Source organism: Paenibacillus sp. Y660, assembly GCF_057221575.1.
This window is the reverse complement of the sequence record NZ_JBXBBJ010000028.1, coordinates 17,657-30,397: the sequence shown is the minus strand read 5'-3', so window position 1 is coordinate 30,397 and position 12,741 is coordinate 17,657. Positions and strand designations below refer to the sequence as shown.

Genomic DNA, 12,741 nt, shown 5'->3' with positions numbered 1-12,741 from the left:
CATTCAAGCTGCCTGGAGCGGTCGGAGCTTGCGTATCCGATGGTCCGCCGCTGCTTCCCGGCTTCCACCAGTTGCCTGAAACGTAGAGCAGGTTAAGCATATTGAAGGAATCGCTAAAGTAAGAAGACTTAGCGCTCTTCATATAATCCCAGCCTGCATTCACCCAAGCCTGATGGCTAGTGCTTGTCGTTGCTGCGGAGATCATCGGTGACGTAAATACCGCTTCACCGTAAGAATTGAGAGCAGTTCCGCTTAATGTGTAGCCTGCTTTAACCTGAGAAGGCGAGCCACCAGTTTTGCCTTTAATCCATACCGCTATTTTGTCAGCGATTGTTTTTGCTCTTGTGTCTCCATAAAGAGCGTAGTCCATAACAATCCGGAGCGGGACACGCGAAGCATTATAATAGAACTCATTTGTCTCTGGGAATTCATCCAAATAATTTTGCGGTGCAGGCTTAGCCGGATTGTCGACGATAAAGTCGGAAATCAGTCCAGTTGACGAAGCGTAATTGTTGCTGACCTGCGAATAGGCCGTATATAAGCCATTAATCACATTGATCCAGGTTTGATCTCCAGTTACTTCATGGAACGCGCGCAGATGACTTAACATCCAATCGGACGGTCTTGAATTCAATGCGCTCTTTTCATCCCAATCTCCAAGATTTAGGCGATTGTTCGTCGTAACGTTGCTGGATTTAATCGCATTAATCATTTTGATCGCTTCAGACAAATAGTTGATTGTTCCGCTTGAGCCCCATTGATTGTGAGCAAGAACCAAGGAATAGGCAATGTCCAAATCTCCGTCAGTTGCGGAGCCGAAATGCCCTTGTGCACCCGAGCTGTCAGCCACTACCCAGCCCATCAAGTTGGAATTGCCTGAGCTCTTGAATGCTCTAGCCGTTTTGAACATGCCGTCGTAAATCGTCTTTGCGCTAGAGTCATGTCCGGCCATCAGAACGGTGATCACCATGCCGAAGCCCTGGCCCTCAGATGTACCGAGCGGTTCATAGCCCTCCGCGCTTCCAGTAATGTCCCCTTTTACATAGTATCCGCCCGGAAGGGATGACAGGTTGTTCTTTACATATTTAGTTTTCCAGTAATCATAGTACGAAGAAACGGAAGAATTCATAGAAGATTGGCTAACATGATTCGGCTTGATGATACCTGAATAGTTAACTTGCTGAGGGAACGGTTTTTGTTCTCCTGCAGCATGAGCTGTTGATTGAAAATTAGCAGGAGCACCCAATAAAGTCACTAGCATGGATAGGCTTAAAAGAATCGGGCCCATTAATTTCATCATACTTTTGTTTGATTTTAATGTGTACATTCGATCTCCTCCTTCATTTTTATACTGCCTCAATCTACTGTTTTATCCATTTCTCCTTTCCTACGTAGTAGAAACATAAAAAATGTAACCGCTTTAACTTTACGACAGAAAGCAACCAATCTATGGAAAAAAGTGTAGTGGAGGATACAAGGTATGATTAAATCGCAGCTGTATCATCCAAGTTACTTTTAGCCACCAACCTTCAAATGATAGATAAGCGAATCTTGTATCCTTTTTTTAGTAAATGTAACATATCTATTTTAATTATGTCTACACTAACTTATATGGGTAAAAATAGTTCCGTCCCTATTTTCTTTTTTATTGGATATCTCCAAACCCAGCTTTTTCAGGAATGGATTGTTTGCAATAAAATTTTTGACTCTCTCTATTTAACCAACCAAACCCGATCGATTTAATATCCTAATCATAACATAGAAACTTACCGCCTTAATGAAATTTTTGAATTTTATCATTGTAGCGCGTCTGTATGAACAACCAAAAAAGCCGACTCGCTGAGTCGGCTTTTCCGTAGGCGATATGTTTTCTATACTCACGTCGTAAAAAAGAGGCTATCCCCGAACCTTGTATTTTTCCCATTGGCTCTTGACCTGCTCCATCATCTGGCTCGGTATTTCCGCCAATGGCAGCGCGGTCGGCTGCCGCAAAGCGAAAATGCCTGTCTTCGCGTACCGTTATGGACAAGCGCATCGGCCCGGTCCATGCGGACGCCCGGGATGATTATAATATCCTGCTCCGCCCTGCATCTCGCCGCGATTGCCCATTCCACTTCAATCGGATTGTCGATCGGAATATCATCATCTTCCACCGCGAAGTGCTCATGGTATTTGCCAGGAAGTATGACTTGATTGATCGCATCCTTGCGATACGTGATAGCTTTCACCTACAACTGGTATACATGGTGGCTCGGCGACATGCCAATCATCAGCTTGTCCGGACCGAGCACCAGCAAACGGTTCATCGACATGTTGCGCTTGCCGGTTTCCGGATCCTTCGCCACAATGAGGCCAGCGGTATGATTTATTTAAGAAGACCAATGATTTCAAGGAACTGCTTGGCGACTTCCTTTGGCTTCATTTTGTCATTCTCTACTTTGGCGTTCAGTCCGGCCATCGTAACCTCATCCAGCTTGTCTGCAAGGAGGTTCAGTGTCTCGCCTACCTCCGGATACTTTGCGAGGAAGTCCTGTTTAACAATCGGAGCCGGAAAATAAGGAGGGAAATATCCTTTGTCGTCTTCTAGAGTAACGAGATCCATCACGGGAATCCGGCCATCCGTTGAGTAGCCGACAAGCACGTCGATTTGGCCGTCTTGAAGCGCCTCATAAGCGATTCCGATATCCATTTCCTTGCGGCCCTTGAATTCAAAACCATACGTTTCCGCCAATCCCTTAAATCCATCTATGCGCTCAAAGAATTGAGCATCGGTGCCTAGCACCATATTCGGCGCCTGCTGAGCCAGATCACTGAACGTTTTCACCTTCCATTTTTCCGCTGTTTCTTTCTTGATGATCAGGGTGAACGTATTGGAGAATTGAATAGGATTCAGCCATGTAAGTCCATACTTCTCCTCGTACCCTTTTTTTGTTTTCTCATAGACCGTAACCGAGGTGTCATCAGACTGGAGCTCATTTTGCAGGATGTTAATGTACCCTGTCCCGGTATATTCGGCATAAACCTGAATGTCGTCGTCTTTCAAAGCTTGCATGAGTTCATTTGAAAAACCCAGTCCTGCTTTCGTGGAAATATGATGATCCGTCTTTGCATCCAGTAGCTGCGCCATAATTTCTACCAGAATCAATTGCTCGGTGAACGGTTTACCGCCAATCACAATATCCGCTGGCGGAATCCCGCCGACCGATTCTGCGTTCTTGGATGAAGAGCTGCAAGCATTTAGCACTGCCAAGACCAAAATCATCATACCGATTAGTGCTTTTTTCATTGTAGGCTCCTCCTGGTTGCTGGTTTAAAAATTGCAAATAGCGATAATCGATTATGAATTCCAACTATTTCTACATGTAATATATTTGACACCTATAGCCGTGTCAACAACTTTTATTATCTGTAAGTAAGATAACGTGACATGAGGAAAAGGACCAGCCTAAACGGCCGGTCCTTTACATGTATTTCGACGTTACTTCAACGTCATTTCTTTTTTCCACGTTAACTCCTTGCCTTGCTCATCCTTGAACAAGAACACAACCTGCCCTTTCTCACCCTTCATCGCGTCCGTGTAGAAGAAGCCCGAGAATTGTCCGTCGCCGCTAATATAGAAGCCGTCTCCACCGCTAGCTCCATGTTCAATCGCTTCTTGAACCGAATTGACGATCAAGTTCTCCTTGGACACCCACTGCATTTCGGCCAGCATAAACCCTTCCGGAAGCTGCTTCACCGTAAAATCGAAGCTGTTGCCCTCAATCGGCTTCTCCGTCTGGTCAATGACAATTAAGATTTTTTTGTCGGTGTCCGGATCGTCAGAGGCTGTTGGAGATGAGACAGCTTCACCGGGATTTAGCGCGGGCTACCAGTACTCTTGGACTCAGAGGCTTCGTTACGTACTCATCGGCGCCAAGCTCAAACCCCAACAGGTGGTCGTCATCCTCTGCTCGGGCGGTCATGATCATAATCGGGATGTCCGACTTTTCCCTGATGCGCCTGCATACCGACCATCCATCGATTTCCGGCATCATAATGTCGAGGACAACCAAATCAACGGAGTTCTGTTCGAATACGTCAAGCGCAATTCTTCCGTTCTCCGCTTCAAGCACTTCCCATTGCTCCTTCTTAAAATAGTCCGTGATCACCTCACGCATAAGCATATCGTCTTCAACCAGCAATATCGTTCGTTTCATTGGGCTGCACTCCGCTTCCGCCAGCATCTCTATGTTTTATCGCTTCCCATAATTCAAATTAAAGAATGGCTGTGTACTTTGTGTGTATTTCAAATGAATGTTTCAACATAAGTAATTCTCACAATTGTATCATTGAGAAACATCCATTCACAATTGAAGCCGCCTGCCTTATACTCACGAGTATATTTCCAATATAAATTGCATTTCAGAAACAAAAAGAGCCTTAAAAGATCTCCAAAATTGCAAGATCCTTAAGGCTCTTTCCAGTTCTTATTCCTTTTACCCTTACTTATTATGCGTCAAATCATTGGCTTTTGCATGATGGAATTATGAGATAGCTGTAATCGTACTAAGTTCCGCGTCGTTATGCTTCACGTTATACACTTTTATTTTCTCCGTGTCGCCTTTGAAATACCATTCATATGAAGCCTTCGAATTGCGGTTAGCCCCGACAGCATACCCTACTTTCTCCCATATCGGAGTAGATAAAAAGACAAGGGATAATTCAGCTATGCCCAATAATATACACAAAAAGTTTATGATTTTCCAATTTTTCACACATTCACTTCCTTCGGTTACATTTTGCTACAAACGCTTCCTAGTCTGATTTAAAGCCAAACTTTTTATCGTCTGCACTTCAACATTTAATACCTGCCCATAAGCCTTACACACCTGGTGAAGCCACTGCTGTCCGTCGGCAAACCTAGGAGCGAGAAGTACCTTTTTAGTTAGCGAGGAATTTCTAAAGTTCTCATGAAGATTTTGAATCATTGTAGATATCATGCTTTCACCTCTTGATCGGGAATAGAGACCTACACTTCGCAATAATTCATCAACTATATAATTTCATCCATTCCTGCAACTGCTGCTTCATGTGTTCTCTATAGGATTTGGGTTCCAAAATCTCTGCGTTGGGTCCATATTGATACACCCAGTTAAGAAATTCTCGGTCATGATTCAGTGTTACTTCAAAGATCAAGCCGCCATCCTGAAGATCCTTCATACGCGGTCTCACAAACAGCTCTTCTTCTTTTATATAACGAGCGACTGCCGAGGAGAACTTCACTTTAAAGTGAATGTGATCGTCGCCACGCTCAATGGACCACGTATTTTTCAAGTACTGCTTAATACTGAAATCGCCTTTTTCATACGATTGATTGGAAACTTCGACGGCTCGAAACCGACTCAGCTTGAACGTCCGTATATCCTGGGCTTGATGGCAGAATCCAATTAAATAAAAACGCTGATCCCTTGGCACCAAATAGTAAGGGTCTATCAGGCGCTTGGTCTCGGTATTTCTGCTTTGTGTATGGTACACAGCCTCTATCGTTTTGTTGCTAAGAATCGCCTGCAAAATATCGAATAGAAAGTTCTGCTGATTTTCTTCCTTATAGGCAGGCATACCCATTTGGATTGCATCCGTAATATTCTGAACAATATCTTTACTGCGGGATTTTTCTTTTAAATGTGTAGCCATGACCTTATCATGAGCCGTATCGAATCCGTCAGGCAGCTTATTTCGGTCAAGGACAGAAGGCAGCATGGAGAAAACCATAGCTTCCTGATCCGTAAAATTGAGAGGATACATTGAAAAATTACCGATAAATGTATACCCTTTCCCATAACCCTCATTCGTGACCGGAGCAAAGTGATCCAGGTTGCGAAGATCTCTGTATACGGTTCTTTCGGTTATTTGGCATTTTACCGCAAGCTCTTTCGCTGTTATCCCGGGGTTTGCTTGTATGGCATTAATCAATTTAAATAATCGAATGACTTGATCTATCATCGAGAATGCTCCCTTGAATTAGTTCTATTTTCCTAATTCTAGTACATTCGACTTAATGTTCTAAAATCCTGCAATAATTGTGGATGAGACTTCCATATTGCTCACCCCTAATTCGAATAACTCTACATAAGTCCTTGTTTGATCCCGTTGTAACGAATCCTATGGTAGATGGAGTTGCCATTTTCGCGATAAATTTTTTCTACTCTAGGATCATCAGGTTCAAATAAATCGAGTACAAAATGCGGTGAGTGACCTGTACAGATAATGACAACCTGCGCACCGTTTCTTTTGCTTTTTAACGCCTCCGGACTTTCCTCATATCCGTCATACCATTCAACATGAAATCCACAATCCGTTAGCATCTTTGTATATTTAGTACGGTTTCTAGACCCAATGACAAGAACTTTCATTTCAGTTGAATGAATGGGTATAACTGCGCTATCTGTACGCTGAATTTTCCGTCTTACCCCAGCAGCACTCGAAGTCCTCGGAACATAATGGTAACTATACTGCTTAATAATGTTAACCTCATGTTCATGAATCATATTAACCTTAACAGGAAGGTCTGGCTCATATGTCCCCTCCCCCGCACAAACCTTATACACACCGTTTTCTAAGTTATAAAAATGGAGATCTTCCCCTGATTTAATAAGGTAACCATACATTTCACTCGAGTTTCTAGGCTGAATGGAACTTGGCGCTTCCTGAAACCTGCTTTTGATTCTCTTTAATCGATTAAATAAATCTAGAAGCATCTCCCTGTGCGACGGCTTTGCCAAGACAAGCCTTGCCCGCAGTGCATCAAATAGTTCCTGAATACTGGCTTCTGAGATCATTCCAGAATTTGAACGTTTCAATTGTTGTATGTAGGCTGCCTGTGTTCGAATCGTATTTTTGAGCAGAGACAACTGATCCCGATCCATTCGAAATTCCCTTTCGATTTGTAATTCCCTTGATAACTCTTGGTTTACCTTGTTAAGCCGGTCTAATGAATTCCTCAGTTTCAAAGAACTATTTGTATTCGCTAAATATTTCGCCTTCGATAGATCATGTTTTAGTTTTTCTATTTGAACAGCTTGAGCAGCGTTCGTCTCTTCCAGAGCTTTGCATTTTTGAGTAAGCCGATCAAATTGTGACTGCTTTTCAAGGCTGGCATTCTTTTCGTTATTTAGTTCCAACCTTGCTTCGTATAAAAGAGAACGTAATGATTTATTTTCCAATTCCACTTTATTGGATTTAGCTTTGGAGGCTTGAAGCTTCTGTTCCTGCTCGTTCACTCTATTTTCCAATTTCTTGATATGCTTTTTTAAGCCTCGGATATCTTCTTGCTGTCTATTTAGCAAGTCATGGTCTTGAGTAATCTGATCTGTTGGTGATTTTGAAGTTGCGTTTTGAGCTTTAATTTTTAATTGTTCAATAAGTTCCTTCTTATTGAATTGATGCTTTCCTTTATTATGTTCCGCGGTTTTGATCATCTGTTTGATATATGGATGCATGCCATTCACCCCTTATAAAATTCATTAAGTAACTATTTCATGTGAATGTACAACCACATGGGTAGCCAGAATAACATTCCACCTAAATAAAAGATCGTAATCAACCCTTTACTCCCCACGATTTTCTCAAGATTATGCAGCGCATCATAGAAATCATTTCGGGATCGAATGTAGTTTACATCTTCCTCTTCACTAAGATCTTCATCAAATATCTCATGTATTTCTTTCGTAATAAAACGGTATGCCAAAATTAATCCCACCACTAGGTACAGACTAAAAATTAAGATCATAGCACTATTCATATTCATGAAATTAACCCCCATGGCCTTCTGTAAATCCATTTTCTCATATCCAAAAGTCAGCTAGTTGTCAGTGAACACTTGTTCTGTAATAGGCTAGGGGTATTCTTTTTACATTCAATCAAAGAAATAATTGATATTAGAAATAATTTGACGGAGGTTGCGTGAAGTAGCTAGTTTAGAGAAAAGAGGAAAAAAATCTTGGAGACTAACCGTTAGCATTAAAAGAGAAGTCAAAGCGAGCGCATACATCGCACCAGAGAGATTAACACTGAACTGTAAAACCTGACTTCTAATTCTCATATTTTAATCGATCATTTCTCTTTTTTTCTCGATCATATTCCTTTTTTCTCAATCACACTTTTTCTTTGAAAAATGATATTTTAATTACGAGTACATCATTTTGGTCCTCAGAAATAAAGCAACTATTATTCCCAATCCAGTCCATCACATTATGGGAAGCCAGAATGCAATCCGAAAAACTAAAAATATTTTATATTATTGAATCAGGTTAGAGTATGATTTAATCATTTGGAAATCCCTTTTTTCGACAGGATATTCCATTATTATATAACATATGATCGGCACTAATCTGTCAGCGAGTATATGTTAGCAAGAAAAAACCTCCCATTTAAGAGAGGCCAACTTGAATCAATATTTATCAGCGCGATTGTCGATAGCCAAAATATAAACGATTTGCTCTTGGTGATTGACCTCAAATAAAACCCGATAACTTCCTATTCGCAACCGAAATCGTTATATTAAAAACAATGGATCGTTTGGAAATTAAATATTAAAATTGCTGACATAAGATTGTAATTCCTCTGCCATGTGGGATAGAGAGCTAGCAGAAGCTGAAATCTCCTCCATAGTTGCGAGTTGCTCTTCGGTTGCGCCCGATACAGTCTGTGTCTCTTGCGAGGAAACGGATGCAACTTCAGACACAACACTGAACGACTTCACAACTTCTTCTGTTCCCACAGCTATTTGTTGTGCAGAAGCGGATATTTCCTGAATCTGGCTTGTTACTTCATTGACAGTACTGAAAATTTGATCAAACGATTGACTAACGGCATTCATCACAATAGTTCCGTCAGCAACTTCTTTTGTCCCAACTTCCATATTATCAACAGCAGTTTTGATCTTAGACTGTACGGATTCAATATAGGCAGCAATTTGTTTCGCGGATTCTGACGATTGTTCAGCAAGTTTGCGTACTTCAGTTGCTACTACTGTAAATCCTTTACCTTGTTCTCCGACTCTTGCTGCCTCAATTGAAGCATTAAGTGCCAGTAGATTGGTTTGATTGGCAATACCCTGTATGGTTTCAACAATTTTTCCGATATGTTGTGCTTGTTCTCCAAGCTCAGTGATGGAACGAGATGCGTTACCCACAGATGATTGAATACTATTCATTTGCTGGACTGATTGTTCAATAGCCTTTTTTCCTTCTATTGCTGATTCTGATGCAAGAATGGCTTTATCAGAAACCTCTTGTGAATAGTTTGAAATTTGCTGAACTCCAAGAGACATTTGTTCAATCGTCCGTTCGGTTTTCATGACGTTTTCCAGTTGTGTTTCCGCACCTGCTGAAACTTCTTGTATAGATGCGGTAATTTGGGTAGCGGCTTGTCCCGATTGTTCGGCTGATGCGCTCAATTCCTCCGCCATGGCTGAAAGATTTAACGAATTCTCATTGATCTTTTGGATTAGGTTTCGCAAACCATCAAGCATAGCATTGAAAGATTGAGTTAATGAACCGACCTCATCTTTCGATATGTAGCTCCCTCGAACCGTTAAATCGCCCGACTCGGCTTTCTCCATTAATGTTTGCATAAGCCGAATCGGTCTAGTTACTAAACGTGTAATTAAATAGCCTGTCGCAATACAAACAAGAAGGCTTATGATCAATATGAATAGGGAAAGTTCTTTTGTTCGTGAGAAATCTTGAATACTTTTGTTATTTAAGTCTGTGGCTTCTTTTTCTTTATAGTCCGCTAAATCTTGTACAATTTTATGTCTTTCCTGGTTGAGTGGATACAAGGATTTAGAGTATAGCGCCACTGCTTGCTCTTTTTTGTTTTGTGCAGCCAAATTCTTTACTTTTTTACGCTCTTCCCTAATTTTCCCCGTAATGTCATTCAACTTTTTAAGTCCATCTGCTTCGAAGGGGCTTAAATCTGATTTTCCATAATCAGAAAGTAGCTTGTCATTCTGACTGGTAATGTTACTACTTCTCTGTGCCAAAGTTTGAATCTCTGAATTATCTGTCGTCATCATTGTTTCTAATGAGTTAGCGTCTTGTGCATTCCAATTGGAACGAAGTTGATTTAACCACTTCACAGGTAACAATGCGTCCTGATACAAAGCCGTAGAATTTTGACTCATTCTATTCATTGTACTCAAATTCGACAGCCCAATTACAATTAAAGAAAGAAAAGCAATTATAATTAAAAGAAAAATTTTCATTCCAATTCGCATGTTTTTTAATAGTTGCATCTTTCAACCATTCCTCCATGTTGTTCGGCTCACTAGCGTTGCATAAATGTTCTCTGAATTTTCATAGCTTTCCGTCTTATCTTGTACGAGAACGTTCACAGATCGGGTGTGCAAAACCCGGCAAGTGGCTACATCGACTATGCAGCATTCGATCGCTACTGCGAAAGCGGCATTTCTTTCGTCACTCGGCTCAAGAACAACGCTTGCTTGGAGCCACTTGAATTTCTTGAAATCAAGGCAGAAAGCAGGGTCAGCGAAGACGTCATCGTACGTGTAGGATCGCAGCAGAAGAAAATGAAACACAAGCTTCGGATGGTTCAAACCGAAGACTCGCAAGGCAATCTGCTGTTTCTGGTCACGAACTGATTCGATCTCTCTTGTGACGAAAGTTGCGACATGTATCGAAGTCGCTGGGCGATTGAAACGAAGCAGAAACCGAGTCGAATATCTTTAGGGAGACAACGAAGACTGAGCGTCGACTGATCGACAAGCGCAGCTGTTATTTACTCATATGAACATATTTACATAATTAATCCAAATGGATAGAGCTACCTCTAATAGGCGATCGACCTTTTGGATTTCGGATCAAAAAAAAGTTGTCTTCATTTTCAGACAGAAAGTACATCAGTGTTTATGCAACGCTTGTGTGTTCGGCTCTTAATTATTGTTACTAATGTACTATACTTATCTACAGATTCCAACTATATTTCGACAAAATATTCTTTATTTTTAGTAAATTCGACATATTTTTTTTACAACATAAATAGGACTATTCTCACGAAATATTTAGAAATATTTCTAGTGCTAATGTCCTTTTATGTATATATATAAATATTTCATCACTTTAGATATAAAAAATTACTTGGATGTATCCAACTTATGTTTATAAAAAAATCTCCATAATTAGGGGACTCGCCTATCTGATCGCATCCATCAGCAGCTCTCAGTTATCAAAGAAAAACAACAAGAAAAAACAGTACTATAAACATATTCTACAATCCAACAGGAAATTTCTTTATTCGACAGGTAATTCCCATCATCATACACCACATTGTCGACACCAATATGCCAGCAAGCGTATTTCCTCATAAAAAAACCTCCGTCGCGTGATGAGGAGGTGTCGTATCCATTATGTGTAACATACTCATTTTTCAACAACTCTGGATACCTGATGCCCGCATTGGAGCAATCTCCTTGAAGAATAATGACGTACTTATCCAATTGTAACATGAAATCTTTGACGGTTGTTGTACTCAAGCATCTTCCACATTAGACATTGCTAATGTATTTTTGACGCGCATCAAGCATTGTCAATATTGTCTTCTTCCTCATCGTGCACTACCCATTTAAGATCAGAATAAGAGCCTTCCGGCTTAATAGGCTTGCCTGTCTATTTGCCTGTAGTGCTCTAAACTGACCACAAATATCACCCATATCAAGCCACCCACTCCTTGCTGTAAGCCACACTAACTCCCGCAACACTTCTTATACTTTTGACCGCTGCCGCATGTGCAAGGATCATTACGACCGATTTTTTCAGCTTTGACAGCTGAATTTCTTTTTGGCTCACTGTTGGCTGCACCACGTTCTATCTTTGGCTTGGCGTTTACTGGCGTTTCAAACTGTTCTTGGCGAAAACAAGCCCATACTTGCAGTTCCTTAATTGTGTCCGTTATAAACTGAAATTTGTAATCTTGTTGATTGCTTTGTAAGACATCTTCTTTTGTTCTCTTAAGTGTTTTATCGATGCTTTCTATGCTTATGATAAAGGATTCAATAACCTGTTCCTCATACAAACGCTTAATATCTTCATAAACCTCGTCAGGATAAAGATCATTACAGCAGCATACGATCTCCGTATTTACATAATAGTTTGTTTCTGTAAGCTTATCGTTCATAAGTTGCTTAAAATAGTCCATGACGAATTCTCTTGTAAGCTGACCGTTAAATACAAGCGCAACTAAAGAGATCAAAGCTTGTCCACGCGCATATTCGTTTGCCTCTGTATTCTCGATTAGCTTCAGTAATAAATCGACATCTCCATTATATACAGACGCCAGTATTCTACCTATATCTTCCGTTATGGCATCGTCAAATATCATGTCAGATATTTCTGCAGGCATGGATAAAATGTCGATCATTATAGGGAATAGTTCTTTTACCTGAAACTGTGCCAATAAGTAATACGCATAAATATAATCAATTCGAGTTGAGTAGTCTCTCACCTTCTCATGGTCCTCTTTTAACTCGATCATAATTTGAAGCAAGTACGGGATAGCCTCTTCCTTCCGTTCTATGATTTGCTGCAATTCGTTGCGTGGAAATGTTTCACTATTATATCGAATGGCTTGTAATAATTGCTCCAAAATCTAATCCCCCCTTCCGCTTTATGTGAATTTATTCCCACCGATATATCCTTACAACGCACTCCACATGTGTTGTCTGGGATATGGGAACATGCGTCA

General features: G+C 40.8%; 12 protein-coding genes and 2 pseudogenes. 1 reads left to right on the top strand and 13 read right to left on the bottom strand.

Annotation, left to right across the window (positions count from 1 at the left end; all coding sequences use genetic code 11):
• Positions 1-58: 58 nt before the first annotated feature.
• The 12 genes and pseudogenes from AC2TDN_RS22480 to AC2TDN_RS22425 all read right to left on the bottom strand — a co-directional run.
• A pseudogene (locus tag AC2TDN_RS22480) lies at positions 59-1,210 on the bottom strand (family 8 glycosyl hydrolase); the annotation flags it as partial.
• A 733-nt stretch (positions 1,211-1,943) separates the two neighbouring features.
• Entirely contained in the window at positions 1,944-2,228 is a 285-nt protein-coding gene (locus tag AC2TDN_RS22475; protein WP_484690238.1) for a hypothetical protein, read from the bottom strand.
• Entirely contained in the window at positions 2,229-2,348 is a 120-nt protein-coding gene (locus AC2TDN_RS22470) for a UbiD family decarboxylase domain-containing protein (RefSeq protein ID WP_484690248.1), read from the bottom strand.
• Between the two features lie 17 nt (positions 2,349-2,365).
• Complete coding sequence (locus AC2TDN_RS22465) at positions 2,366-3,286, bottom strand: ABC transporter substrate-binding protein (RefSeq protein WP_482069046.1); 921 nt, start codon at positions 3,284-3,286, stop codon at positions 2,366-2,368.
• A 192-nt stretch (positions 3,287-3,478) separates the two neighbouring features.
• Positions 3,479-3,712, bottom strand: a complete 234-nt coding sequence (locus AC2TDN_RS22460) for a hypothetical protein (RefSeq protein ID WP_482069047.1) — start codon at positions 3,710-3,712, stop codon at positions 3,479-3,481.
• Between the two features lie 139 nt (positions 3,713-3,851).
• Positions 3,852-4,196, bottom strand: a pseudogene (locus AC2TDN_RS22455) (response regulator transcription factor); the annotation flags it as partial.
• Positions 4,197-4,523: 327 nt separating this feature from the next.
• Positions 4,524-4,754, bottom strand: coding sequence for a hypothetical protein (locus AC2TDN_RS22450; RefSeq protein WP_484690237.1), 231 nt, complete (start codon positions 4,752-4,754; stop codon positions 4,524-4,526).
• A 274-nt stretch (positions 4,755-5,028) separates the two neighbouring features.
• The gene (locus AC2TDN_RS22445) at positions 5,029-5,982 is read right to left on the bottom strand and encodes a helix-turn-helix transcriptional regulator (protein WP_484690236.1); all 954 of its coding nucleotides are present in this window, start codon (positions 5,980-5,982) and stop codon (positions 5,029-5,031) included.
• 122 nt (positions 5,983-6,104) lie between these two features.
• Entirely contained in the window at positions 6,105-7,478 is a 1,374-nt protein-coding gene (locus AC2TDN_RS22440; protein WP_484690235.1) for a hypothetical protein, read from the bottom strand.
• A 32-nt stretch (positions 7,479-7,510) separates the two neighbouring features.
• Positions 7,511-7,786 (bottom strand): hypothetical protein, encoded by a 276-nt coding sequence (locus AC2TDN_RS22435; protein WP_484690234.1) that lies wholly within the window; start codon positions 7,784-7,786, stop codon positions 7,511-7,513.
• A 642-nt stretch (positions 7,787-8,428) separates the two neighbouring features.
• Positions 8,429-8,524: a type II toxin-antitoxin system RelE family toxin gene (locus AC2TDN_RS22430; protein ID WP_484690233.1), complete on the bottom strand. Its 96-nt coding sequence runs from the start codon at positions 8,522-8,524 to the stop codon at positions 8,429-8,431.
• A 39-nt stretch (positions 8,525-8,563) separates the two neighbouring features.
• Positions 8,564-10,276, bottom strand: coding sequence for a methyl-accepting chemotaxis protein (locus AC2TDN_RS22425; RefSeq protein ID WP_484690232.1), 1,713 nt, complete (start codon positions 10,274-10,276; stop codon positions 8,564-8,566).
• A gap of 81 nt (positions 10,277-10,357) precedes the next feature.
• Here AC2TDN_RS22425 and AC2TDN_RS22420 point away from each other — a divergent pair, with 81 nt between their 5' ends.
• Positions 10,358-10,642, top strand: a complete 285-nt coding sequence (locus tag AC2TDN_RS22420; protein WP_484690231.1) for a hypothetical protein — start codon at positions 10,358-10,360, stop codon at positions 10,640-10,642.
• A 1,100-nt stretch (positions 10,643-11,742) separates the two neighbouring features.
• On the opposite strand, the gene AC2TDN_RS22415 is transcribed toward AC2TDN_RS22420, so the two are convergent.
• Positions 11,743-12,642 carry a DUF1186 domain-containing protein gene (locus AC2TDN_RS22415; protein WP_484690230.1) on the bottom strand — a complete coding sequence of 300 codons (900 nt, stop codon included), beginning with the start codon at positions 12,640-12,642 and terminating at the stop codon, positions 11,743-11,745.
• Positions 12,643-12,741: the final 99 nt, after the last annotated feature.